Origin of the sequence: Mycobacterium sp. H4Y (assembly GCF_000364405.1) — a bacterium.
Lineage (GTDB): Bacteria > Actinomycetota > Actinomycetes > Mycobacteriales > Mycobacteriaceae > Mycobacterium > Mycobacterium intracellulare.
The window spans coordinates 2,277,041-2,301,665 of the sequence record NZ_AKIG01000001.1; the positions used below are offsets into that span (position 1 = coordinate 2,277,041).

25 protein-coding genes and 1 tRNA gene are annotated in these 24,625 nt (G+C 69.1%); 4 read left to right on the forward strand and 22 right to left on the reverse strand.

Annotated features, from left to right (window positions below; genetic code table 11):
* Nucleotides 1–222: 222 nt before the first annotated feature.
* Complete coding sequence (locus tag W7U_RS09995) at nt 223–501, reverse strand: helix-turn-helix transcriptional regulator (protein WP_036428947.1); 279 nt, start codon at nt 499–501, stop codon at nt 223–225.
* A gap of 562 nt (nt 502–1,063) precedes the next feature.
* A complete protein-coding gene (locus W7U_RS25520; RefSeq protein WP_129560197.1) occupies nt 1,064–1,357 on the reverse strand; it encodes a hypothetical protein in 294 nt (97 codons plus the stop codon).
* Between the two features lie 1,364 nt (nt 1,358–2,721).
* Here W7U_RS25520 and W7U_RS10005 point away from each other — a divergent pair.
* From W7U_RS10005 to W7U_RS10010, 3 genes are all read left to right on the forward strand, one after another.
* Nucleotides 2,722–3,156: a hypothetical protein gene (locus W7U_RS10005; RefSeq protein ID WP_008257533.1), complete on the forward strand. Its 435-nt coding sequence runs from the start codon at nt 2,722–2,724 to the stop codon at nt 3,154–3,156.
* Between the two features lie 204 nt (nt 3,157–3,360).
* On the forward strand, nt 3,361–3,570 hold the full coding sequence (locus tag W7U_RS25530) for a helix-turn-helix domain-containing protein (protein WP_008257535.1): 210 nt from the start codon (nt 3,361–3,363) through the stop codon (nt 3,568–3,570).
* Nucleotides 3,570–4,775, forward strand: a complete 1,206-nt coding sequence (locus W7U_RS10010; RefSeq protein ID WP_033720053.1) for a site-specific integrase — start codon at nt 3,570–3,572, stop codon at nt 4,773–4,775. The genes W7U_RS25530 and W7U_RS10010 overlap by 1 nt, the downstream gene beginning before the upstream one ends.
* A 40-nt stretch (nt 4,776–4,815) precedes the next feature.
* Here the strand turns inward: W7U_RS10010 and W7U_RS10015 are convergent.
* From W7U_RS10015 to W7U_RS10045, 7 genes are all read right to left on the reverse strand, one after another.
* A tRNA-Pro gene (locus W7U_RS10015) sits at nt 4,816–4,889 on the reverse strand.
* A 183-nt stretch (nt 4,890–5,072) separates the two neighbouring features.
* Nucleotides 5,073–6,473, reverse strand: a complete 1,401-nt coding sequence (der, locus tag W7U_RS10020) for a ribosome biogenesis GTPase Der (protein ID WP_008257539.1) — start codon at nt 6,471–6,473, stop codon at nt 5,073–5,075.
* Nucleotides 6,470–7,141 (reverse strand): (d)CMP kinase, encoded by a 672-nt coding sequence (gene cmk, locus W7U_RS10025; RefSeq protein ID WP_170320570.1) that lies wholly within the window; start codon nt 7,139–7,141, stop codon nt 6,470–6,472. The genes der and cmk overlap by 4 nt, the downstream gene beginning before the upstream one ends.
* Nucleotides 7,138–7,881: a pseudouridine synthase gene (locus tag W7U_RS10030; RefSeq protein WP_008257544.1), complete on the reverse strand. Its 744-nt coding sequence runs from the start codon at nt 7,879–7,881 to the stop codon at nt 7,138–7,140. Before W7U_RS10030 ends, cmk begins: the two co-directional genes overlap by 4 nt.
* Nucleotides 7,881–8,657 carry an SMC-Scp complex subunit ScpB gene (scpB, locus tag W7U_RS10035; RefSeq protein ID WP_225336783.1) on the reverse strand — a complete coding sequence of 259 codons (777 nt, stop codon included), beginning with the start codon at nt 8,655–8,657 and terminating at the stop codon, nt 7,881–7,883. Before scpB ends, W7U_RS10030 begins: the two co-directional genes overlap by 1 nt.
* Nucleotides 8,654–9,472 (reverse strand): segregation/condensation protein A, encoded by an 819-nt coding sequence (locus W7U_RS10040; protein ID WP_008257548.1) that lies wholly within the window; start codon nt 9,470–9,472, stop codon nt 8,654–8,656. The genes scpB and W7U_RS10040 overlap by 4 nt, the downstream gene beginning before the upstream one ends.
* Nucleotides 9,469–10,332, reverse strand: a complete 864-nt coding sequence (locus W7U_RS10045; protein WP_008257550.1) for a ParA family protein — start codon at nt 10,330–10,332, stop codon at nt 9,469–9,471. Before W7U_RS10045 ends, W7U_RS10040 begins: the two co-directional genes overlap by 4 nt.
* A 234-nt stretch (nt 10,333–10,566) precedes the next feature.
* Here W7U_RS10045 and W7U_RS10050 point away from each other — a divergent pair, with 234 nt between their 5' ends.
* The gene (locus W7U_RS10050) at nt 10,567–11,316 is read left to right on the forward strand and encodes an O-methyltransferase (protein WP_036428952.1); all 750 of its coding nucleotides are present in this window, start codon (nt 10,567–10,569) and stop codon (nt 11,314–11,316) included.
* A gap of 101 nt (nt 11,317–11,417) precedes the next feature.
* On the opposite strand, the gene xerD is transcribed toward W7U_RS10050, so the two are convergent.
* The 13 genes from xerD to tyrS all read right to left on the reverse strand — a co-directional run bounded on the left by xerD (nt 11,418) and on the right by tyrS (nt 24,536).
* A complete protein-coding gene (xerD, locus tag W7U_RS10055) occupies nt 11,418–12,359 on the reverse strand; it encodes a site-specific tyrosine recombinase XerD (protein ID WP_008257558.1) in 942 nt (313 codons plus the stop codon).
* Nucleotides 12,356–12,979 carry an NUDIX hydrolase gene (locus W7U_RS10060; RefSeq protein ID WP_008257560.1) on the reverse strand — a complete coding sequence of 208 codons (624 nt, stop codon included), beginning with the start codon at nt 12,977–12,979 and terminating at the stop codon, nt 12,356–12,358. The genes xerD and W7U_RS10060 overlap by 4 nt, the downstream gene beginning before the upstream one ends.
* The gene (locus tag W7U_RS10065) at nt 12,972–14,723 is read right to left on the reverse strand and encodes a CTP synthase (RefSeq protein WP_008257563.1); all 1,752 of its coding nucleotides are present in this window, start codon (nt 14,721–14,723) and stop codon (nt 12,972–12,974) included. Before W7U_RS10065 ends, W7U_RS10060 begins: the two co-directional genes overlap by 8 nt.
* Before the next feature lie 135 nt (nt 14,724–14,858).
* Nucleotides 14,859–15,803 (reverse strand): copper transporter, encoded by a 945-nt coding sequence (locus W7U_RS10070; RefSeq protein ID WP_008257565.1) that lies wholly within the window; start codon nt 15,801–15,803, stop codon nt 14,859–14,861.
* Nucleotides 15,804–16,985, reverse strand: a complete 1,182-nt coding sequence (gene steA, locus W7U_RS10075; protein WP_008257567.1) for a putative cytokinetic ring protein SteA — start codon at nt 16,983–16,985, stop codon at nt 15,804–15,806. It lies immediately after the preceding gene.
* 231 nt (nt 16,986–17,216) lie between these two features.
* Nucleotides 17,217–18,983, reverse strand: coding sequence for a DNA repair protein RecN (gene recN / locus W7U_RS10080; RefSeq protein ID WP_008257570.1), 1,767 nt, complete (start codon nt 18,981–18,983; stop codon nt 17,217–17,219).
* A 25-nt stretch (nt 18,984–19,008) separates the two neighbouring features.
* Nucleotides 19,009–19,935 carry an NAD kinase gene (locus W7U_RS10085; RefSeq protein ID WP_008257576.1) on the reverse strand — a complete coding sequence of 309 codons (927 nt, stop codon included), beginning with the start codon at nt 19,933–19,935 and terminating at the stop codon, nt 19,009–19,011.
* Nucleotides 19,932–20,741 (reverse strand): TlyA family RNA methyltransferase, encoded by an 810-nt coding sequence (locus W7U_RS10090; RefSeq protein WP_008257578.1) that lies wholly within the window; start codon nt 20,739–20,741, stop codon nt 19,932–19,934. The genes W7U_RS10085 and W7U_RS10090 overlap by 4 nt, the downstream gene beginning before the upstream one ends.
* Nucleotides 20,742–20,749: 8 nt before the next feature.
* Nucleotides 20,750–20,935: a hypothetical protein gene (locus W7U_RS10095; RefSeq protein ID WP_008257585.1), complete on the reverse strand. Its 186-nt coding sequence runs from the start codon at nt 20,933–20,935 to the stop codon at nt 20,750–20,752.
* Between the two features lie 12 nt (nt 20,936–20,947).
* On the reverse strand, nt 20,948–21,955 hold the full coding sequence (locus tag W7U_RS10100) for an HAD-IIA family hydrolase (RefSeq protein ID WP_008257587.1): 1,008 nt from the start codon (nt 21,953–21,955) through the stop codon (nt 20,948–20,950).
* A gap of 18 nt (nt 21,956–21,973) precedes the next feature.
* A complete protein-coding gene (locus W7U_RS10105) occupies nt 21,974–22,774 on the reverse strand; it encodes a tetratricopeptide repeat protein (RefSeq protein ID WP_008257589.1) in 801 nt (266 codons plus the stop codon).
* 28 nt (nt 22,775–22,802) lie between these two features.
* On the reverse strand, nt 22,803–23,165 hold the full coding sequence (locus W7U_RS10110; protein ID WP_008257590.1) for a DUF732 domain-containing protein: 363 nt from the start codon (nt 23,163–23,165) through the stop codon (nt 22,803–22,805).
* 99 nt (nt 23,166–23,264) lie between these two features.
* Entirely contained in the window at nt 23,265–24,536 is a 1,272-nt protein-coding gene (gene tyrS / locus W7U_RS10115) for a tyrosine--tRNA ligase (protein WP_008257591.1), read from the reverse strand.
* Nucleotides 24,537–24,625: the final 89 nt, after the last annotated feature.

The following is a 24,625-nucleotide window of genomic DNA, read 5'->3' on the forward strand; positions in this document are numbered from 1 at the left end:
TGTGATGTAGCACTACTAGTAGTACGATCGAGAGTGCCCTGGGTGTGGCTGTTCCGAAGAGTCGGCGTTCGGGTTGGAACCGACCGCGCAGGACGACCAAAGTAATCGACGCACCCGCCTGCCCTCCCAGGGCCTGACGAACGTACCGGCGCCTTTCGAGGAGAACCGGACGTTACATCGGCCCTGCGCCAAACAGACCGCTGGTTGCGTCAAAACACCTGCTTAGCGCTTGTTTCGGCGCCGCGCACGCGCAACCAATAGCTCGTTTACCGGAACTTGCAGGGCCTCGGCGATGTCGAAAAGGCGCTCATAGAGCAATCCGCGGCGGCCGTGCTCAACATCGATGAGGACATTGCGTGTAACGCCCGACCGCAATGCAAGCGCCTCTTGAGTCATCCCTTGCTGGATCCGTAACTCGCGGATGTTGTGGCCCACGACGGATCGCCAGCGTTCCCACTGGGCGACCCGCTCCGGACTGTTTTGGCTCGGGCGCGTGGGCACGCTCTCAAGTAATCGGCGTCAGCGCTCAACTGTCTGCCCTACTAGTAGTGCATTCCGCCGCCAGCCTTTGCGTCTTTTAGCCCCGACCGACATCAATCGGGTCTATCCGTACTTTTTCCATCCGACTTCAAACTCATGGCCACCCGAGGGTGAGGCGCTCAGCTCATGGCTGGAGGCACGGGCTACTCGTTGCATTACCGCATCGGGCCAACTCGGTTGCCGGCGTTGAGCGTTGATGCCCTTGACCGGCTCACGGAGTCGATCTGCTACCTCGACGAAACTGGTAGCTGGAATCGGCGTTGGGGGCATCCGAACATTTGCGCAACCAATGGGTGCCGATCCCACTGCGATTGATGCGATGACGCTTGATCAATTTCAGGAGGAGGGAGACGCCGGTCGGTCATGGCACGTATGCAGCCAAAGTGCCGCCAGGCCGGGATGTATTCGTGCGCATCACGATACTGCCCGACCGAGGTGCTGGCCGCTGGAAATCATGCTGGCGCCGAAATTGGGCATTCGCCTGCCCAGTGCATGTAAGAGCCTCACTGAGGCAGCGAGTACGTCAGTCCTGTCCCAGCGGCACAACCACCTCTTCGGCGTAGGCACTGTCAGCGGTTGCTGAACCCCGCTCACTCTTCTTGATGTTCGGTGGTCCATTCCGTTCGCCAGTCGCCAGCACCGGCTCGCGGATATGACCGTTGATGGACTCGCGCACGAGGCGGACGATGCTAATGCCCATCCGCGCCGCCGCTTCTTCCAAGATCTTCTTTTCAGCCGGTGCAAGGCGAACGACAACCGTCTCAGTCAGACGTCGGCGCTCGGAGCCGCTACGTCGCCCCCGTTTGGAACCACTCATAACGCGCCTTCCTGAAGCGATCCGTACAAGCACGGGAGCAACCCTTTCCGGAGCCGAATGTACTACTAGTAGGGCGCGCTTCGATTGGCGGCCTTCTCCGGCAGCGTTTCCAGAACCGGAAACGACGCATCGCCCACGGTCGGCAAGGCGCTCGGACCCCGCTGCGCCGGCCGACGACTCCCCCAGTGGGTCAGCATGCCGGGCGATATTCAAGCCTTCGTTCGGTCCGGGGCTGGAGCCGCTAGGTGTTCCGCTGCCCGCTCCGCACTCTGCGCCGCTCCGCGAGCCAATCACGACCACAGTCCCGCCAGCCGTCGCCATCTCGCGCCAACATGCCGCCATCATTGTTCGGGACCACCGCCAGGGTGGCGCGTTAGCTCGGAAAAGCCGCCACTGCGCGCCGCTCCCCTGCCACTCGTACATCGTGACACCCGACCTCGCGTTTCACCGGCCAAGAAACCGGGCGGGTGCGAGTTGAGGCTTCCACGTGTCGCGGACCGCGTGTTGGCACACGCGGTACCCGCGTTCGGGCCCGAGGCCCTCGGTAGTCTGCCGCTGATGGAGCAAGCGTTAGCGCGAGCCTTAGTTGCGATGGACCCTGTGCCGCTGTCAGTGGTGCACGGAATCGTCAGCGACGACTGGCTCGCTGCGGACCAGCCTCATTTCGACGTGTGCTTCCCGCAATTGACGTTCTCGGTGTAGACCTCGTCGACGGCCGAAACGAAGGGCGAGAAGGCCGTTCGTCTCCGCGTGCCCTGTGTCGTGTCCGTGCCAGAGCCGCTCCGCCGCCTCGAGCGTGGTGGGATAACCCGACGCGCGGTTTTTCGAGGTCGCACGACGGAGGACCATCGGTTCGCGGAAGCGCCGCGCGCCGGTAAGAACCATCACCGCGCCTTCGCGCAGCCATCCGCGCCCCAATTATTTCGGTTCACATTCAACCGCTCCTGGCGGTCAACCGGCTAAACGCTCTTTGCCCTGCAAATGACCCGTGCGCTCGGGCGCACTTACTTGGAATTTAGCGCTGCTAATTTTCACTATGCGCCGAACATCACACCTCTTGCACTAAGGTCTCGTATTGATAACATTTCGTCCAGACGTTTTCGAGGAGCAGCGTGGTAAGGGGCGTTGACGCAGTGGTCTTGGAGGCAAGAACGGTTTCGGAACGGGTGTGCCCGCGCTGCGGTACGTCTTTCGAAGTACCCGATAAGGGGCCAGGTCGACGGCCTTTGTGGTGCTCCGCGCGTTGCCGGCGGCGAGCATCCGCGGAGCGCATCGCAGCCCTTGATTCCGGCGCGGCGGTGCGTGTCGTCGAGGTGCCTCGCGCGCACCGCCCCGACCCTGATGCGCGCCTACCGCTGCCCTCCATGGAGACCTTGGCGCGCCTGTTTCTTAGCTCGGACTACCAATGCAAAACCCTCCTGCAATCCCTTGTGCACCGGCACGCGTCGGGCGACATCGGCGACGAGTTGCGGTCCGCGATGGAGCAGTTCGCGGCCTCGGTAGATCTCCACCGGGTCCTGTCGGAGGATCCGTCGTACCGGCAGGCCCGCGACGAGATCGAGACGCTCCGCAAGCGTCTCCGCCTTGACGTCGACGCTGCCGATCAGCGCGACCAGGAACTGGCCCGCCTGCGCCGTGAGTCTGAGGAGTTGCGGCGATTGCGAATCCGCGTGGCGGAATTGGAGTCTGTCGTGGCGAGCGCCGCTTACCCACTGCACCAAGCTGGCCAGCACGACGTCATGCTCAGCCGCCAGCAGCGCCGCGCAGTAGAACGCGCGGCCCGCAAAGGTCGCTACTAAGCCGGCGGCCACACACCGAGCCGGAGTGGAGCGGCGGCGCACGACGGCCGACCGAACCGGTGAGCGCGGGAACATGCGCCAATTCTCGTTACGGCCGACCGTCGCGTAACGCCACCGCCGGCTCTAGCCTTTAGAAACGAGGTACCGCACGACACTGGCGCCCGAAAGCTCGCGCCGGCCGATGCGGGAAGGGAACGCAGCACGATGGCCTTGCTAGACGGGCACTGGTACAGCTCAGCCGAACTTGCCGAGCTGCTCCACGTCGACGCATCCACCATTCGACGCTGGCGTACGTCGCATCCGCCCAAAGGCCCGGCCTTCGTACGCGTTTCGGACCGGGTGTACATGTATAACTCCAACGATGTCGAGGCCTGGTTGTCTAGTCGGCATGTTGACCCCGGCGAGGTCGCGTGATGGCCGAAGAACTGACACTTCCACTTGGCGTTTCGTTATCAGTTGACATCGAGGAGCGCCCCAGCCGGGCTGCTCCCTTCCGCGCTCGGGTCCGGTGGATCGATCCGGCCACCAAGGGCCGGACCTCGAAATCCGCGTCCTTTGCAACGCGTGAAGCGGCAATCGACTGGGCCGCCCGGATGGAACGCGCCGCGGCGCACGGGGTCGACCCGAAGACGGCCACGACGACGCTGGCGGAATACGGCACCACGAACATGGCATTGGCGCTGCGGGGGCTTGAGTCCAAGACCACCGATCCCTACCTGGCCGGCTGGCGCAAACGCGTTGTCCCGACGCTTGGGCACCTGCCCATTGCCATGGTCACCAACGGTGCAGTGGATCGAGCTGTGCACGCGTGGATCGCGGACGAATGCAGTCGATCAACTGTCAAGAACAGCCTCGCCGTGCTCGTCCGCATCATGGAACAAGCGCTGCGAGACGGCATCATTGACCGCAATCCGGCTCGAGTCTCCGGTTGGCAACGCCAATACAAGCTCGCCGAGGACGAACTCGACGATCCACGGGCACTTGCGCTCCCGAACTGGACTGCCCTCACCACCCTCGCCGATGCACTCGTCGCCCGGTCGGCGGGCCGTTATCGGGGTTGGGGTGACGCAGTCATCTTCGAGGCGTGCACGGCCGCCCGCATCGGCGAAGTGGCCGGATGCCTGGTGCGCGACATCAACACCCACGAGTGGATATGGACGGTACGCCGTCAGACCACCCCATCGCCGGGTGGCTTGGTGGACAAGAACACTAAGGGCAAACGTGCGCGCGAAGTCCCGTTGATCCCGGCTGTCCGCGAACTCGTCCAGCGACGGATGGACGTCGTCGCAAGCAACCCCGATGCGCGGCTCTTCGTCGGCCCCAGGGGCGGAAGGATCACCACAGCCACGCTGCGCGACGCAACCTCTTGGGACGCCGTGGTCACCCAGCTCGGCTACGAAAAGCTCACGCGCCATGGCTTACGGCATACGGGACTGACGTGGATGGCCGATGCAGGTGTCCCGGTACACATCCTCCGCAAGATCGCCGGTCACGGAGCGCTGACAACGACCCAGCGCTATCTGCACCCCGACCGGCAATCCGTCATCAAGGCGGGCGACCTGCTTGAGCGGCACTTGTGGTCCCCAAATGGTCCCCAACTCCGCGTCATCTCATCCTGACCTAATCGCGTCACCGCAGGCCAGGGCATATTCTGTCTAGTCGGGCTGACAGGATTTGAACCTGCGACCACTTGACCCCCAGTCAAGTGCGCTACCAAACTGCGCCACAGCCCGCGCGCCAGTGGTTCCACCGGCAGCAGGTCGAAAGCCTACCGTAAGCGCTCCACCAATTCGCCAGGCGCCCAGCGTCTGGGCGACCAGCGCCTCGTCATCCAACGTGCTAGCGCATGCGCTATCGGGTTCGAGAATCACCACCTGGTCCGGAAGTGACCGACACCGTCGCGAGAGCCCCGGCGCTCAGCGCCGCCGGGCGCCCCGCTTTTCGCGCACGCGCACGTTGATCCGCATCGGCGACCCCTCGAAGCCGAAGGTCTCGCGCAGCCGGCGCTCCAGGAAACGCCGATAGCCCGCCTCGAGGAAGCCGGTGGTGAACAGCACGAACGTCGGGGGCCGGGCGGTGGCCTGGGTGGCGAACAGGATCCGCGGCTGCTTGCCGCCGCGCACCGGTGGCGGGGTGGCCGCCACCACCTCTTTCAGCCAGGAATTCAGCGGGCCGGTGGCGATCCGCGCATCCCACGACGCCAGCGAGGTCTCCATGGCCGGCACCAGCTTTTGCACGGCGCGGCCGGTCTTGGCGGAGATGTTGACGCGCGGCGCCCACCGCAGCTGCACGAGTTCGCGGTCGATCTCGCGCTCCAGCAGCTCGCGCCGGTCCTCGTCGACCAGGTCCCACTTGTTGAACGCCAGCACCAGGGCCCGGCCGGCTTCGATGACCATCGACAGCACCCGCTGGTCCTGTTCGGTCAGCGGGTCCGACGCATCGATCAGCACGATCACCACCTCGGCCGCGTCGATGGCCGAGTGCGTGCGCACCGATGCGTAGAACTCGTGGCCGCTGGCCTGACCGACCTTGCGCCGCAAACCCGCCGTGTCGACGAACCGCCACACCCTGTCGCCCAGCTCGATGAGGGAGTCCACCGGGTCCACCGTCGTCCCCGCGACATCGTGCACCACCGAGCGCTGATCGCCGGCTAGCTTGTTCAGCAGCGAGCTCTTGCCCACGTTGGGTTTACCGACCAGCGCCACGCGCCGCGGGCCACCGGGTTTGGGGCCCACCTCCGACACCGCGGGCAGCGCGGCCAGCACCTCGTCAAGCAGATCGGCCACCCCGCGGCCGTGCATGGCGCTGATCGCGTGCGGCTCACCGAGCCCCAGCGACCACAACATCGCCGCGTCCGCTTCGGCCTTGTCGCTGTCAACCTTGTTGGCGGCCAGGAACACTGGCTTTCCCGACCGCAGGAGGATCCGGGCGGCGGCTTCGTCGGCCGAGGTGGCGCCGACGACGGCGTCGACCACCAGGATCACCGCGTCCGCGGTGCGCATGGCCACCGAGGCCTGCTCGGCCACCAGCTGCTGCAGCCCCTTGGCGTCGGGCTCCCATCCGCCGGTGTCCTGCACGACGAACCGGCGGCCGGTCCACAGCGCGTCGTAGGACACCCGGTCGCGGGTGACGCCCGGGATGTCCTGAACCACCGCTTCGCGACGGCCCAGGATCCGGTTCACCAGCGTGGACTTGCCGACGTTGGGCCGGCCCACCACCGCCACCACGGGCGCCGGGCCGGCCTCCTCCTGTTCGTCGATGCCGAATTCGACGGATTCCCAGTCGCTTTCGTCACTCCATGTGCCGTCCTGGGTCACCGCACCGCCCCGCTTCGCTGGTCGACCAAGTCCCGCAGATGGGTGATCACCTGCGCCTCGGTCATCTCGCTGGTGTCGACGACCACCGCGTCGGGGGCGGCCCGCAGCGGCGACACCGCCCGCGTGGAATCCAGATGGTCGCGACGGCGGACGTCGGCGAGCGCGGCGTCGTAGTCGTCGGCCAGCCCGGCCGCCACGTTCTGGTCGTTGCGCCGACGCGCCCGCGTTTCTGCCGACGCGGTCAAAAAGATCTTCACCGGCGCGTCGGGCAGGACGACGGTGCCGATGTCGCGGCCCTCGACGACGACATCGCCCGGCCCAGCGGCCATCTCGCGCTGCAACTCGACCAGCCGGGCGCGCACCGCGGGCACCGCCGACACCGCCGAGACGGCGCCGGTGACGGCATCCCCCCGAATCTCGGTGGAAACGTCCTCTCCGGCAAGCAAACACCGATCGCCGTCCACCGACAGCTGCGCCGTCGACCCGACCCGGCCGACCGCGTCGACGTCGCCCGGATCGACGCCCGCACGCAACACGGCCAGCGTCACCATCCGGTACATCGCCCCCGTATCGAGGTAGCGGGCCCCTAAAGCGCACGCCAATCCCTTTGACACCGAAGACTTTCCGGTACCCGCCGGGCCGTCGATGGCCACCACTACCCCACTCACAGGCCCACCGCCTTGTAGAGCTGCCCGATCTCGTCGCGGCCCAGCGCCCGGAAGCTGCCCGGGCGCTGCTTGCCGAGCGACACCGGCCCAATGTCGGTGCGCACCAACGCTTCCACCGGGAACCCGGCCGCCGCCAGCAGCCGGCGCACGATGCGATTGCGGCCCTCGTGCAACGTGACCCGCACCAGCGTCTTACCCGGGATCGCGTCCACCACCGCGAACTCGTCGACCCGCGCGGGACCGTCCTCCAACTCGATCCCGGCACGCAGCGCCTTGCCGACACCGCGGGGCACCGACCCGGTCACCGTCGCCAGGTACGTCTTGGGCACCTCGTGGGAGGGATGCATCAACCGGTGCGCGAGTTCACCGTCGTTGGTCAGCAGGATCAGCCCTTCGGTGTCCGCGTCCAAGCGCCCGACGTGAAACAGGTTCTTGTTCCCGCGAACTCGCCGTTCGATCAAATCACCGATACACGGCCGCCCGCGGTCGTCCGACATGGTCGAGTGCACGCCGCGCGGCTTGTTCAGCGCCAGATACACCTGCGAATCGTCGAGGACGATCCGGGCCCCGTCCACACGGATCACCGAGACGTCCGGGTCGACGCGGGTGCCCAATTCGGTCACCACCTGCCCGTCCACCTCGACGCGGCCCTCGATGATCAACTTCTCGGCGGCCCGCCGCGACGCAATTCCGGCCTGGGACAACACCTTTTGCAGCCGGATCCCCTCAGCTTCGACCATCAATCCTGGTCCACGTCGAAGGTCAGCGCCGGGTCGGCCGCCTGGCCGCCGGAAAGTTTGATGAAACGTGGCTCGCTGTCCAGGGATTCGCTGAGATCCTCGATCGTGTCCACGTCGGGCAGCAGCGGCGCGATGTCCGGCAGGTCGGCCAGCGACGTCAGCCCCAGGCGCTCCAAGAAAAGCTCGGTGGTCGCGAACGTCGTCGCGCCGCTGTCGTCGTCCACCCCGGCTTCGGTGATCAGGCCGCGCGCCAGCAGCGTGCGCATCACCGCGTCGACGTTGACGCCGCGCACCGCGCTCACCCGCGCACGCGTCACGGGCTGGCGGTAGGCGACCACGGCCAGCGTCTCCAGCGCGGCCCGGGTGAGCTTGGACCGCGCGCCGTCCAGCAGCAGCTTTTCCACGTACGGCGCGAACCGGGCGCGGGTATACATGCGCCAGCCCTCGCTGTTCTTCCGCAGGTCGATGCCGCTGTCGCGCGCGGTCAGTTCCTCGGCCATCTCCTGCAGCTTGGTGGCGATCCGATACACCGGCTGTTGCGTGGCGGACGCCAGCGCCTCCGCGGTGACCGGGGTGTCCACCACCAGCAGCAGCGCCTCGAGCACCGAGCCGAGTTCCTCGGACTCCATCGGCGCGGCCTCGGCGATGTCCGGGATGCCCACGTCGAGGTCGGAATCCAGGTCGACTTCGGGTTGCGCGGCGTCGCTGGGCTCCGCACCGTTCAGATGCCGTTCCTCCGCATCGCTGCGCTCTGCGTCGTCACCGGCGCCCATCATGATTCGTCCCGCACTTCTACCAAGGCTTCACTGACCGGACGTTCCCCGGTCCACGAAATTTGGAGCACGCCAAGCGGCTCTGACTGGTCGAATGCTACCGCCCGCGACCGATACAGTTCGAGCAGCGCCAGGAACCGCCCGACCACCTCCATCGACGCCTCACAATCGGCGACCAGCTCGGAGAACGTCGCCCACGCCCCGCTGCCCCGCGCCTGAAGGATCGCCAGCAACTTCTTGGCCTGCTCGGGGACGGAGACCTGCACCTCGTGCAGGTGCGCCACCGACACTGTCGGGACGGGCCGCGGGCTGAACGCGATCGCTGCGATCTGGGCGAAGCGGTCGGCGTCGACGCCGATCATCACCTCGGGCAACAGCTCGGTGAACCGGTCCTCCAGCGACACGGCGCGCGGGTAGCTGCGCAGCGCGGTGGCCTCCAGCTCGGCGAACATCTCGGCGACGTGCTTGAACGCGCGGTACTGCAGCAGCCGGGCGAACAACAGGTCGCGCACCTCCAGCAGCGCCAGGTCTTCGTCGTCGTCGACCTGCCCGGCCGGCAGCAGCCGGGCGGCCTTCAGGTCGAGCAGGGTCGCGGCCACCACCAGGAACGCGGTGGTCTCCTCGAGCTCCAGCTGGGGACCGATTTCGCGGGTGTAGGCGATGAAGTCGTCGGTGACCTGGTGCAGTGCCACCTCGGTCACGTCCAGGCGATGGGCGAAGATCAGCTGCAGCAGCAGATCGAACGGCCCCTCGAAATTGGTCAGGCGGACCTGAAAGCCGTTCTGCTGGGGCGCCTCACCATTTGCGGTCGCGTTCACGCGCCGAATCGGTCGATGAATTCGCGGGCCAGCGCGCGATAGGCGATGGCCCCGGTCGATCGCGGGGCCCACGTGGTGATGGGTTCGCCGGCCACGCTGGTCTCCGGGAACCGGACGGTGCGGGTGATGACGGTGTCGAACACCAGGTCGCCGAACCGCTCCACCACCCGGGCCATCACCTCGCGCGAGTTGACCGTGCGCGGGTCGTACCGGGTCAACAGGATCCCGCTGATCTCCAGCTTCGGGTTCAGCCGGTCGCGCACCTTGTCGACGGTGTCGGTGAGCAGCGCCAGACCGCGCAGCGAGAAGTACTCGCACTCGGTGGGAATCACCACCCCGTCCGAACAGGCCAGGCCGTTGACGGTGAGCAGACCCAGCGACGGCTGGCAGTCGATCAGCACGTAGTCGTAGCGATCCAGCACCGGGTGCAGCGCCCGGCCCAGCGTCTGCTCGCGTCCCACCTCGTTGACCAACTGGATCTCGGCGGCCGACAGGTCGATGTTGGACGGCACCAGATCCATGTGCTTGACCCGGGTCTGCAGCAGCACGTCGTCGATCGACACGCGCGGCTCCACCAGCACGTTGTGGATGGTCTTTTCCAGCTCGTAGTGCGGGACGCCCAGGCCGGCGGACAGCGCGCCCTGCGGGTCCATGTCCACCAGCAGCACCCGGCGGCCGTACTCGGCGAGCGCGGCACCCAGATTGATGGTCGACGTGGTTTTCCCGACGCCCCCCTTCTGGTTGCACATGGCGACGACTTTGGCCGGGCCGTGCGAGGTGCGCGGCTGTGGCTCCGGGATCGCCCGTGGCGGCCGCCCGGTCAGGCCGAGCTCGACGCCGTTGTCCGGCTGCTCGGTCATGGCGGGGGTGTTCGGGAGGTGAACATCGACCGAAAGTCTAACGGGTCCGCGCGCCGAAACCCGGCGACCCGCAGGCAATTAACCAGCCAATATGAGCGGAAATCGGTGGTGAAACGCACATCCCGACAGCCTATTCACTCCAGTCACAGCAGCACCAGTTTGGGGGCGATATGCCGGCCGCGAAAAGCTGTCGCCAGCGAGGGCACCGCCGGCGGTCGGCCTATCGTGGCCCCTATGGATCTCAAGCGACGGATACCCCTGCTGCGGTGGTCGGTCTGGCGGATGGCCGTCGGGAATCGCAACATCACCACCACGGGCCAGATCGGCGACGGGCGCGAAGCCGCCGCCGTCGAATACGTGCTGCGCAACGCCCGGGCCGGCGACGTCGACGACGTGCTGACGACCATCGACAAGTTCGCCTACGAGAAGTCGATGTTGATCAACGTCGGCGACGAGAAGGGACTGCTGCTCGACGCCGCGGTGCGGCGCGCCGATCCGGCGCTGGCGCTCGAATTGGGCACCTACTGCGGCTACGGCGCGCTGCGCATCGCCCGGGCCGCGCCGAAGGCCAAGGTGTTCTCGGTCGAACTCGCCGAGGCCAACGCCGCCAACGCCCGCCAGATCTGGGCGCATGCCGGCGTGGCCGACCGTGTGACCTGTGTGGTCGGCACCATCGGCGACGGCGGCCGCACCCTGGATGCGCTGGCCGAACACGGGTTTGCCGCTGGCGCACTCGATTTCGTGTTCATCGATCACGACAAGGACGCCTACCTCGACGACCTGAAGAGCATCCTGGATCGGGGCTGGCTGCATCCGGGCTCGATCGTGGTCGCCGACAATGTGCGGGTGCCGGGCGCACCGAAGTACCGCGGGTACATGCACCGGCATCAGGGCACGCGGTGGAACACCGTCGAGCACAAGACCCACCTCGAGTACCAATCGTTGGTGTCCGACCTGGTGCTGGAGTCCGAATTCCTGGGCTGAACTGACGCTCGAGCGTCGACTTGTTGTCGACGATTTCGCCGTTTTCGCGCAACAACTCCACGTTCGGCGGGGGACGCAAAGGGAGCGCGCCCGAGCGCGGATTATCGCGCCCGCGGGTGGGCCTCGGCCCACACTTCGCGCAACGCGTGCACGGTCACCATGGTGTAGATCTGCGTCGTCGTCACCGAGGCGTGCCCGAGCAACTCCTGCACGACCCGCACGTCGGCGCCGCCCTCGAGCAGATGCGTGGCGAACGAGTGCCGCAGCATGTGCGGCGACACCCCCGAGGTGATGCCGGAGCGCTCGGCCGCGTCCTGCAGGACCTGCCACGCGCTCTGACGCGACAGTCGCCCGCCGCGGACGTTGAGGAAGATGGCCGGCGTCCCGCGCCCCCGGCGCGCCAGATCCGAACGTCCGCGCACCAGATAGGCGTCCAGCGCGGCCACGGCGGGGCGCCCGATCGGCACCAGCCGCTGCTTAGCGCCCTTGCCGCGCAACAACACTGAGCGGGCCTGCGTGTCGACGTCGTCCACATCGAGGCCGACGGCCTCGGAGATCCGCGCGCCGGTCGAATACAGCAGCTCCAGCAGCGCGCGGTTGCGCAGGGTCAGCGGGCCGTCGGCCGGGCTGTCGCCCCCCGCGCCCTCCAGCAGCGCCAAGACCTGGTCGACGGTCAGGCTCTTGGGCAGCCGGCGGCCGGGCGTGGGCGGGCGGACCGCGCGGGCTACGTCGAGTTCGGCCAGCCCCTCGGCGGCGGCGAAGCGGTGCAGGCCGCGCACCGCAATCAGGGCCCGCGCCGCCGACACCGCCGACAGCGCCGCCGCCCCGGTCTCGGGGTCGCCGCGGCGCAGCGCCACCAGGAACTCGCTGACGTCGTCCTCGCCCACCTTGGCCAGATCGTGAATTCCACGGTCCGACAAGTGTTTTGTGTAGCGGCGCAAATCGCGGCGATACGAGCTCAGGGTGTTCGCCGCGACGCCGCGCTCGATAGTGAGGTGGTCGAGGTAACCCTGGAGTTGGGAATCCAGCGCCACCGTCGTCATGGCCCGGCCTTTCGGGCCGCGAACGCCGTCGGCCGGTCGATCCAGGGACTGTCCACCGGCCGCGGCTGCGCGAACCCCTCGGTGACGGCGTGGGCCGCCAAGATCCCCGCGATGGCAATCGAATTCACGATGTCGCCGCGCAGCACCCGACGGGCGGCCTCCGCGATGGGAACCCAGGTCATCGTCATGTCGGCTTCCTCGTGGTGCGCCTCGGGCCTGCCCACCTCGGTCAGCCCGGTGGCCAGATAAATCCGTACGGATTCGTCGCTGAAGCCCGGCGCGGAGTTGAGGTCGACCAGCACCCGCCAGGTGTCCGCCCGCAGGCCGACCTCCTCGTGGAGTTCGCGGGCGGCCGTCTGCTGCGGCGGCTCCCCCGCGACGTCGAGCAGCCCGGCGGGCAACTCCCAGAGCCGCCGCCCGAACGCGTGCCGGTACTGGTAGACCAGCGGGATGTTGTTGTCGGCGTCCAGCGCCGCGACGGCAACGGCGCCGTAGTGCTCGACGACCTCGCGCACCGCGGTGGTGTCGCTCGGCATCCGCACCCGGTCGCTGCGCAGCGCGAAAATCTTTCCGGTGTACAGCGTTTCGGAGGACGCCGTGGAGAAGACGTGTTCAGCCACGGGACGCGGGCTCAGGTATGGGCCGCGCGGCGCTGTCCCGATGCTGGATGCCGTTGGACGACTGCTCGGGGATTTCCACCGGCAACCGTTCGCCGGCCTTGTATTCGAGGGCCGCCCCGACGAACGCGACGAACAACGGGTGCGGCCGGGTGGGCCGGCTCTTGAGCTCCGGATGAGCCTGCGTGCCGACGATGAAGGGGTGCACGTCCGGCGGGTACTCGACGAACTCGACCAGGTGGCCGTCGGGCGAGGTGCCGGAAAACCTGAGTCCGCTTTCCGCGATCTTGTCGCGGTAGGCGTTGTTGACCTCGTAGCGGTGCCGGTGGCGTTCGGACACCTGCGTCGCGCCATACGCCTGGGCCACAATCGAATCCGGTTCCAGCACGGCGGGATAGGCGCCCAGCCGCATGGTGCCGCCGAGGTCCGCCTCGCCGGCGACGATGTCGACCTGGTCGGCCATCGTGGAGATGACGGGATCCGGTGTGTCCGGGTCGAATTCGGCCGAGTTGGCCTCGGTCAGGCCGGCCGAGCGGGCGGCCTCGATCACGATGCATTGCAGCCCGAGGCACAGGCCCAGCACCGGCAGGCCCCGGGCGCGCGCGTAGTGGATGGCGCCGAGCTTGCCCTCGATGCCGCGGATGCCGAACCCGCCCGGAATCAGCACACCCTGCACGTCGGCCAGCGCCGCCGCGGCACCGGGCCCGGTCTCGCAATCGTCGGACGCCACCCAGAGCAACTCGACCTTGGCGTGGTGCTTGAAACCGCCGGCGCGCAGCGCCTCGGTGACCGACAGGTAGGCGTCGGAGAGTTCAACGTACTTGCCCACCAAGGCGATTCGCACCGTTTCATGCGGCTCATGCACCCGGCGCAGCAGGTCGTCCCATTCGGTCCAGTCGACATCGCGGAACGGCAGGTTGAGCCGGCGCACCACATAGGCGTCGAGTTCTTCGCGGTGCAGCACTTTCGGAATGTCATAGATCGACGGCGCGTCCGGGGTGGAGATGACGCCGTCGATGTCGACGTCGCACATCAGCGCGATCTTGTTCTTCAGCGCCTCGGGAACGTCGCGGTCGCAGCGCAGGATCAGTGCGTCCGGGGTGATACCGATGCTGCGCAGCGCGGCCACCGAGTGCTGCGTGGGCTTGGTCTTGAGTTCACCCGACGGGGCCAGGTAGGGCACCAGCGAGACGTGTAGGAAGAAGACGTTCTCGCGGCCCAGGTCGTGGCGCACCTGGCGGGCCGCCTCCAGAAAGGGCTGCGACTCGATGTCGCCGACGGTGCCACCGATTTCGGTGATGACCACATCGGGGCGGTTGCCCTGCGCGTCGGGCTGGGCCATCGCCAGGATGCGGCCCTTGATCTCGTCGGTGATGTGCGGGATCACCTGGACGGTGTCGCCGAGGTACTCACCGCGGCGTTCCTTGGCGATGACGCTCGAATACACCTGCCCCGTAGTGACATTCGCCGAGCCGGACAGATCGCGATCCAGGAACCGCTCGTAGTGGCCGACGTCGAGGTCGGTCTCGGCGCCGTCCTCGGTGACGAAGACCTCGCCGTGCTGGAACGGATTCATGGTGCCCGGGTCGACGTTGAGGTACGGATCGAGCTTTTGCATCGTCACGTACAGCCCGCGCGCCGTCAGGAGCTGACCGAGGCTGCTGGCGGTCAATCCCTTACCCAACGAGGATGCGACGCCCCCGCTGACGAAGAGGTGCTTGGTGGCGGTTTGCGGGTGCTTTCGCAACAGGCGACCTCCGTGAAGACGGGCAGGGCTTGAAAAATGTTTCTAGCGAACAACTAGATGGGCCTGCCGACCCACGGAAACCCACCCTAACATCCACGACGCCGAGCCGCGGTGAACACGCCCGCTACTCCACGGTTATTGGGGCACCGTGATCGACGTCGCCCCGTGACCGGTGCCGTACTGGCCCGCGTGACCGCCGCCCAGCAGGTCGTGCAGGCCGAGCACCGCGGTGATGCGTCCCGGCGCGGCGTCCACGTCGTCGACCGTGCTGATCGCGGAGTTCAGGCCGGCGTCGGCGCGGGCCACCGCGACGGCGGCGCCGCCGGTCGCCGAACCGTCGCGCCCGGCGAGCAGCGTGCCCGAGCCGTGCGGGGCCAGCGCCGCCGAGAACCGGGCCACGCTCGCCCCCTGGTTCCCGGCGTCCTGCGGCAGCGCGCCGCCGGTGACGACGAGCGCGGCGTTGGCCGCGCCCATGTGATCGCTCGCCTGATAGGTGATGAAGCCGGTGTCGCGCAGCGCCGCGAGCACGGTGTTGCGCTGGGTGTCGTCCACCGGGGGCACCGCGGGGTTGGGGTTGGCCAGCAGGGCGATGCCCATCAGGTCACCCGCCTGCGAACCCTGGTCGACGAGCTTGGTGCTCAGCTGCTGTCCGGCGGGCAGCACCGACGAGTTCACCACCGTCTGCAGCTTCTCCGCCGAGTTGGCCTCGACGAACTCCTGCGTCAGCGACACCGTCCCGGTCACCGTCCCGCCGGCCTGACCGATGAACTTCGACACCGCGGCCACGTCGTCGTCCTTGGCGTCCGGGGTGCGGAACACCACCACCGACTTGCCGGCCAGCGCGTCGTGCACGATCCGGCCGGCCAGCTGGGTGTCGAAATTGTTTGCCGCGCTGAGCTTTTCGTTCAGCACGTTCTTCTGGTCGTTGAGCCCACTGATCTGGGTGTTGAGGTCCTTCTTCTCGTCACGCAAGCTGGACAGCAACGTGTCCGACAGGAAGCCGGAACCCAGCACGACGCCCACGGCCAACGCCAGGAACACGGCGGCCAGCGACAGGGCGTGTTGGCGCAGCGAGATCATCTAGGTGACCCACTTCTGCACCATCAGGCAGAAGTGGTTCCAGTAGTCGGTGACCCAGTGCAGCACCACGCCGTCGGTGCGAGACACCCACAGCGCGACGATGACGGCGATCAGCATCGTCAGCGCCAGCAGCGCGATGGCCCCCGCCGAGATGTGGTTGCGGTACAGGGTGGCCACGGCCTTGGCGTCCACCACCTTCTCCCCCACCCGCAGCCGGGTCAGGAAGGTGGACGGGTTGCTGTGCGCGCGGGTGCGGTCGAAGAACGTCTCGATGTTGGCGGTGTGGCCGGCGGTCACCAGCAGCGCGGCGCCGTGGTGGTCGGCCAGCAGCAGGGCCAAATCGATCGCCGACCCCGCGGCCGGGAACGTCATCGCGCCGACGCCCAGGTCCTGGATGCGTTCCAGCCCCGGCGCGTGCCCGTCGGCGTCGGCGGGCAGCACGACCTGGGCCCCGCACTTCAGGGCGTCGGTGCTGATCTGGTCGGGGTCGCCGACGATCACCTGCGGGCGATACCCCGCCTTGCGCAACACGTCCGCGCCGGTGCCGACGCCGATCAACGCCGGCTGGTACTCCTTGATGAACGGCTTGAGCGACTTGAGGTCGTCCTCGGCGCTGGGCTCGTCGGCGACGATCACCACGTGCCGGCGGCGCAGGTCGACGTCGACGTCGGGGATGCCGATGCCGTCAATCAGCAGCGGGCTCTCGCTCTTGATGAACTCGATGGTGTTGCCGGCGAACGCCTCCAGATGGGCGGACAGGCCGCTCTTGGCCTCCCGCATCAGATCGGCGATGTCGTGGTCGGTGCGCTCGGTGCCGCGGACCAGCCGCCGGTCGCCGGCGTACACCCCGCCCTCGTGCAGGCGGATCTTGGCGCCGTCTTTGACCTTCTTGAAGACGTCGGGTCCGGCCTCGTCGATCAGGGTGACCCCGTTGTTGACCAGGACCTCGGGCCCCAGGTTGGGGTAGCGGCCCGACACCGACGGCGAGGCGTTGACGACGGCGGCGATGTCGGCCTCCACCAGGGCGTCCGCCGTGATGCGATCCAGATCGAGGATGTCGAGCACGACGATGTCGCCGGGGCAGACCCTGCGCAGCAATCGGTCGATGTTGCGGTCAACGCGGGCGGTGCCGACGAGGCCCGGCCGGGCGGGATTACGGGAAAGCAGGCCTGACATCTTCATGGGGGCGATTCTGTCGGTGATGCGCGGACGACGCGGGGAGGCGCGCCGTAACATTAGCCCCAGAAGTTATCTAGAGTCCCATTAGTAACAGGTCTGTGCCGAACTGGTCTCGAACGTCGACTTGATGCGGCGACACGCCGGGGTTGGCCGCCACAAGTCGACGCTCGCGGAGACAGGGGCCCGAGACAGGGGCCCGGAGACAGGGGCCGAGACGGCGGCCGCAACACGGGGCTAGATCTCGTCCTTTTGCGCCGCCTCGAGCAGCTCGCGGGCGTGCGCGCGGCCGCTGTCGGATTCGCCCAGCCCGGCGAGCATCCGCGCCAGCTCGGCGACCCGCTCGTCGCCGCCGAGGCGCCGCACCACGCTGGTCCCCTTCGGCCCCGCGGCGTGCACCACCAGGTGCACGTCGGCGTACGCCGCGACCTGCGGCAGGTGCGTGACCACGATGACCTGGTGGGTGCGCGCCAATCGCGCCAGCCGGCGCCCGATCTGCACCGCCGCGCGGCCGCCCACCCCGGCGTCGACCTCGTCGAACACCATGGTGGTGCCCGCGGCCTCTTTGCGGGAGGTGGCCAGCACCACCTCCAGGGCGAGCATCACCCGGGACAGCTCGCCGCCGGAGGCGCTCTTGGCCAGTGGCAGCTGGTCCATGCCCCGGTGCGCGGCGAAACCGAACTCGACCTGGTCGACGCCGTCGGCGCCGGCGTGGACGCGCTCGCCCGACGGCAGCCGCAGCGCGGCCGAGTCGTCGGGGTCCGGCGCGGTGTCCGGCGCGGCATCCAGGGTCACGTCGATGGTGAATTGGGCGTCTGCCATCGCCAGCCCGGACAGCTCGGCGGTGACCTCCTTGGCGAGCCGCTTGGCGGCCTTGCGCCGGGTGGCGCTGAGATCGACCGCGGCCTGGGCCAATTCGCGGCCGAGCTCGTCGACCCGGGCGGCCAGCGCCGCCAAGCCCTCCTCGGAGACGTCGAGCTGGGCCAGCCGTTGCCGCGACTCCTGGGCCCACCCGATCACGCCGTCGATGTCCGCGGCGTACTTGCGGGTCAGGGTGCGCAGTTCGGCCTGCCGGGCCAGCTTGGATTCCAGCGCGCTGGCGTCGACCGGCAGCTCCTCGAGGAAGCCGCCCAGTTCGCCGGCCGCGTCGACGAGCACGGTCAGCACCTCGCCGATCTGGCCGGCCAGCGCCGTCAGCTTGGCGTCGCCGGTGGATTCCAGTGCGGCCCTTGCCTTTCCCAGGCTGTCGGTGGCACTAAGGCCGTCGGTCTCCTCGGAGGACAGCGCCGCGCGGGCGGTGGCGGCGGCCTCGCGCAGGGTGTCCAGTTCGGAGAGCCGCACGATCTCGGCGACCAGGGCGTCGTCCTCGCCGGGTTGCGGGTCGACGGCGTCGATCTCGTTGAGGGCGAACGTCAGCCGGTCGGCCTCCAGTGCGAGCTCGCGCATGCGGTTGCGGCGGTCGAGCAGGTCGCGCCGCGCCGACAGCCAGGCGTCGCGCAGTTTGCAGTACCGCTCGAGCGCGGGTCCGGCCTTGGCGAAGCGGTCCAGCGCCGCGCACTGCTCCTCGGGCCGGATGAGGCGCAGCTGGTCGTTCTGCCCGTGCAGGGTCAGCAGCCCGGCGGTGAAGTCGCCCAGCGATTTGGCGGGCACGCTGCGGCCGCCGAGGTAGGCCCGCGACGGCCCGTCACGGCTGACCGAGCGCAGCGCGATCACGCTGCCGTCCTCGTCGCGTTCGGCGCCCAACGCGTCGAGCATCTCGTCGAGCCGCACGACCATGGCCTCGTCGAGATCGGTTGTGCTGAACCGCCCTTCGACGACCGCCCGCTCGGCCCCCGACCGGACCCGGGTGGCGTCGGCGCGGGCGCCGCCGAGCAGATGCAATCCGGTGACCACCATGGTCTTTCCGGTGCCGGTCTCCCCCGTCAGCACGGTCAGGCCGCGGTCGAACTCGCCGACCGCCGAGCTGATCGCCCCGAGCGACTCGATCCGGATTTCAGTCAGCATTCAGTCAGGATCCCGTGCTGTGCCGTCAGTTTCCGCGCCACCCGGTCACCGGAAGCCGGAACTTGCGCACCAACCGGTCCGTGAACGGGGCGCTGTCCAGCCGGGCCCATTTCACCGCCGTGTCACAACGTTTCACCTCGATGCGGCTGCCGGCCGGGATCAGCATCTCGCGGCGGCCGTCGCAGAACACCAGGGCGTCGTGGCCGTCCGCCTCCACCTCGATCGCGATGGTGGCGTTCGGGCTGGTGACCATGGGGCGACCGAACAGCGCGTGAGCGTTGTTGGGTACCACCAGGATTGCCTCCAGGTCGGGCCAGAGCACCGGGCCGCCCGCGGAGAACGCGTAGGCGGTGGAACCCGTCGGGGTCGACACCAGGACGCCGTCGCAGCCGAAGGCGGACACCGGCCGCCCGTCGATCTCGACCACCACCCCCAGCACGCCGAGCCGGGGGCCCTTTTCCAGGCTGACCTCGTTGAGGGCCCAGCCGTGCGCGGAGACCCGGCCGCCCTGGCGCACGACCACGTCGAGCGTCAGGCGGTTCTCCACCCGGTAGTCCTGTGCGACAACGTGGTCCAGCACGCGGTCGATGGCCTCGGCCTCGGCCTCGGCCAAAAAACCGATCCGCCCGAGGTTCACGCCCAGCACCGGGATGCCGGCGTTGCGCGCCAGCTCGGCGGCCCGCAGGAACGTCCCGTCGCCGCCGAGCACCAGCACCAGTTCGCAGCCTTCGGCGGCCCGGGGGTCGGCGTTGACGACCTCGATCTCGACGCCCATCGCCCGCATGTCGTCGGGGGCCAGGTGCAACGGTCCCCGGTCGACGGCCTCGGCGGACAGCACCCGTAGCCCGATTCCGTTGTCGCCCAGCGTTTTCTGTACACGGCGGGCCGTCTCGGTGGCTTCTTCGCGGCCGGTGTGGACGACCATCAGGACGGTGCGTTCGGCTGGAGTCACTGCGGCCCGCTTTCCACCGCGTGCCGCACCGCCGCCACCAGGGCGTCGCCGGCGAGCGGACGATCGGCCTGGGCGCGCAGCCGAAGGAAATATTCGACGTTGCCCGACGGCCCCGGCAGCGGGCTCGCGGTGACGCCGACGGTGTGCCAACCCAGCTCGGCGGCGCGGCGCGCGACCGACGTCACGGCGTCGGCGCGCAGGCCGGGGTCGTGCACCACACCGCCCGCGCCGACCTGGCCCTTCCCCACCTCAAACTGTGGCTTCACCATGGGAACGATATCCGCGTTCGGTGCGGCGCAGCCAGCCAGCGCGGGCAACACGGTGGCCAGCGAGATGAACGACAGGTCGGCCACGACGAGGTCGGCCGGCCCGCCGATCGACTCGGGCGTCAGGTCACGAACGTTGGTCCGCTCGACGACGACGACCCGCGAATCGCTACGCAGCGACCACGCCAGCTGGCCGTATCCCACGTCCACGGCCACCACTTCGGCGGCCCCGCGATCGAGCAGGACTTCGGTGAAGCCGCCCGTCGACGCGCCGGCGTCCAGGCAGCGGCGGCCCACGACGGAGATCCCGAAGGCGTCCAGCGCGCCGATGAGTTTGTGCGCGCCGCGCGAGACCCAGCCGCGTTCGCCGTCGGTGGCCACGGTCAGGGCGGCGGTGACGGCGACGGCGGTGCCGGGCTTGCGGGCGGGCATCCCGTCGATGCTCACCTTGCCGGCGCCGATCAACTCCGCGGCCTGCTGACGCGACCGGGCCAGGCCGCGCCGCACCAGCTCGGCGTCAACGCGGGCGCGTCGAGACATGCGCGCACTCAGCCCTTCTCCGCCGACTCCAGCGCGGCCAGCAGGACGTCGTGGGCCTCGGAGAGCCGGCGCGCGATCTCTTCGAGCTCGTCGAGCGAGGGCGCCTTCTCGGGGTCTTCCTGGTCGCCGGGTTGGGGCAGCCGGGCCAGCAGGGCGTCGATCTCGGCGCGAATCTGATCGGGGTCGATACTCATCGCGTTCCTACGTTAGTCGGTGCGCACCAAAGACCAGCGCTGCAGCGCGGCGCGCGCCTCGTCGTCGCCGGCCTCGATGCGCACGGCGCCGGACCCCGACTCGCCCCACACCGCGCTGGCGACCGCGCGCACGATCGACAGGCCGTCCCCGTCGTCCGGCCCGTCCCCGCGGACCGTGACCGCCCCGTCCGCGACGTCGACCCGCCAGCCCGACTGCGGGCCGACCGCGAGCCGCTCGCCGTCGGTGTGCAGCGAGCGCAGATCGTGGCCGATGTAGGTGGGGCGCTGGGCGGGCTTGGCGTACACCGCGTCCCGCGCGGAGTTGACCCCGGTGAGCACCATCAGGCTGGGCAGTTCGGCGGCGTTGGCGCCCTCGATGTCGGTGTCGAGGCGGTCGCCGATCACCAGGGGCGCGCGGAAGTCGCCCCGGGCCGCCGCGTCGCGCAGCAGGGCGGGCGCCGGCTTGCCCGCGACCTGGGGTTCGGCGCCGGTGGCCGCCCGCAGCGCGGCCACGAACGATCCATTGCCGGGCAGCAGCCCGCGCTCGGTGGGCAGGGTGAGGTCGACGTTGGAGGCCACCCACCGCGCGCCGGCCCGGATGGCCAGCGCCGCCTCGGCCAGCTCCGGCCACCCGATGGTCTGGGACAGGCCCTGCACGACGGCGGCCGGGTCGTCGTCGTAGCTGCGCACCGGGCGCAGCCCGACGGCGGTGATCTCGCCGGCCAGGGCCTCGGTGCCCACGATCAACACCGGCGAGCCTTGTGGCAGTTGGTCGGCCAGCAACCGGGCGGCGCTTTGCGCGCTGGTGGCGACGTCGTCGGCGACGGCGGTGAAGCCGAGCTCGCTCAGGTGCGCGGCGACCTCGTCGGCGCTGCGGGAGGCGTTGTTGGTGACGAAGTACGCGCGGCTGCGCACCTCGGCCAGCGCCTGCACCGCGCCCTCGGTGGGCCGGCGGCCGCGAAACATCGTGCCGTCGAGGTCGATCAGCAGGCAATCGTATTCCTGCGCAAGGGTTTTCACGTCGTCAATTCCGTCGCGTCAGCCGAGTTCACTGACCCGGTCTTCGGCGTCGGTGACACCGTCGACGTCGGCCGCCGCCGAACGCAGGAACCATTGCAGCGCCTCGTCGGTCCGGCCGAGCGCGAGCAGCGTGTCCGCGTAGGCGTAGAACAGCCGCGCCGCCGTGGAGCCAGTGCGGCTGGGATCCAGTTGCGGCGTGGACAACACGGTCAGCGCCTGCTCCAGCTGGCCGAGGTCCGCGCGCGCCCCGGCGGCGACGATGCGCAGCTCGTCGGCGTCGTCACCCGACAGCTCGGCGGCCTCCGGTCCGCGCGCGAGCTCGATGGCGCGCTCCGGACGGCCAAGTCCGCGTTCGCAATCGGCGATCAACGCAAGCAACGCGGACTTGCTGCCCATGCGGCGTGCGGCGCGAAACTCCGCCAGCGCCTGCGACCAGTCGCCGCAGTGGTAGGCGGCGATGCCGACCGCCTCCCGGATGGTGGCGATCCGGCTGGATCGGGCCCGCGCCGCGCGGGCGTGGCGCAGCGCCGCCTCCGGGTCCTCCTCGAGCAGCTCGCCCGCGGCGACGAGGTGGCGGGCCACGGCGTCGGCGGTGGCGCGGTCCAGGGTGCTCAGTTCGCGGCGGACGTCGGGTGCCAGCTGCTTGGCTTCCACGCCGGGCGGGATCGGCGGCCCGTCCTGCGGGGCGCGATCGGCCTGGGCGTCGCGGCGCGCGCCGCTCTGCGGCTGAGCCGGCCGCGCACGGCCCGGACCGGACCAGTTGCCGGATGCCGGCCGCGCCCTCCGCTCGCCGCGGTGCCTCTGCCTGTCGTCGACCACGCTGCCGAGAATACGGGCAGCGCCACACCTAACTCGGCAGCCGGTTGCCCAGGAGCGGCGCGATCAGCGCCGGGCAGTAGGTCGCGATCGCCACGATGGTGAACCTGCCGGCCGTCTCGTACGACATGCCGTTGCCCTCGGCCATCTTGGACGTCACCGCGTCGAAGGACCCGCCGGGCTCGAACAGCATCGGGCACACCGACTGTCCCATCGCCGTGGTGCCGGTCGGCTGGCTATAGGAGATCCCGGCGTTCGTCAGCGCCGACAGGAACGCATTGCCGAGCATGTCCGCGCGGATCGGCGCCGACATCGCCCCCGACAGAGCCACCAGGCCCGTGATCACCCCCAGGCTCCGCAGGACGGTCGATCGCACACGCGTCGCGAAAATCACCGTGACAACAGTGGTCGCCTCGGGTCACGCCGACGACACGGTGGGGTAAAGATCTGTGCACGCGCGTGTTTCGCGGAGGCGCTACGGCGCCGGGGCGGTCTAGACCTTTTCGACCCCGGCGACGGTGCGCTTGCCGCGGCGCAGCACCAGCCACCGGCCGTGCAGGAAGTCCGACGGCTGCGGCGCCCACTCCTCGCTTTCGATGCGGACGTTGTTGACCGAGACACCGCCCTCGCCGATGGTGCGCCGCGCGGCCTTGCGGCTCTCGGACAGCCCGCTGGCCACCAGCAGGTCGACGATCCCGTCGGGGCCACCGGGTTTGAGCTCGGCGACCGACGTCTCGCGCAGCGCCGCGGACAGCGTGGCCTCGTCCAGCCGGCCCAGCTCGCCCTGCCCGAACAGCGCCCGGCTGGCGTGCTCGACGGCCTCGGTGGCCGCCTCGCCGTGCACCAGCACGGTCAGTTCGCGTGCCAGCCGCCGCTGCGCGGCGCGTTGTTGGGGGCGCTCGGCCGTGGCCTGCTCCAGCTCGCCCAGCTCGTCGGCCGACAGGAAGGTGAACCAGCGCAGGTAGCGGATCACGTCGGCGTCGGCGGTGTTGAAGAAGTACTGGTACCAGGCGTACGGGGTGGTCAGCGCGGGGTCCAGCCACAGGCTGCCGCCGCCGGTGGACTTGCCGAACTTGGCGCCGTCGGCGGCGGTCACCAGCGGCACGGTCAGCGCGTGGACCGAGGCGCCGAGCTGCTGGCGGACCAGCCGGACCCCGGCGATGATGTTGCCCCACTGGTCGGAGCCGCCGATCTGCAGGCGACAGCCGTAGCGGCGGTGCAGTTCGACGTAGTCGTTGGCCTGAAGGAGCATGTAGCTGAATTCGGTGTAGGAGATGCCGTCGCCGTCCAGGCGGCGCCGCACGGTGTCGCGGTCCAGCATGACGTTGACCGAGAAGTGCTTGCCGATGTCGCGCAGGAACTCGATCGCCGACAGCGGGCGCGTCCAGTCCAGGTTGTTGACGACGACGGCGCCGGTCGGTGAGTCCCCAGAATCCGAGAAGTCGACGAAGCGTCGCAGCTGTCCGCCGATCCGTTCGGTCCACTCGGCGACGGTGTCGGCCTCGTTGAGGGTGCGCTCACCGACGTCGCGGGGGTCGCCGATCATCCCGGTGGCGCCGCCGGCGAGCACGATGGGGCGGTGGCCGGCGCGCTGGAAGCGGCGCAGTGCCAGCAGGGGCACCAGATGGCCGGCGTGCAGGCTCGGCGCGGTGGGGTCGAAGCCGGCGTACACCGTCATCGGCCCGCGCCGGGCGTCGGCCGCCAGCGCGTCGAGGTCGGTGGACTGCGCGATCAGGCCGCGCCAGCCCAGCTCGTCGAGGATCATGGTGTACGAGTCTTCCAGAGCGCCGACGGCGGGCGTCGACTTGTGGCGCGGATCCGGGGCGTTACCCCCCAGCGACCCGACGTCCGCCG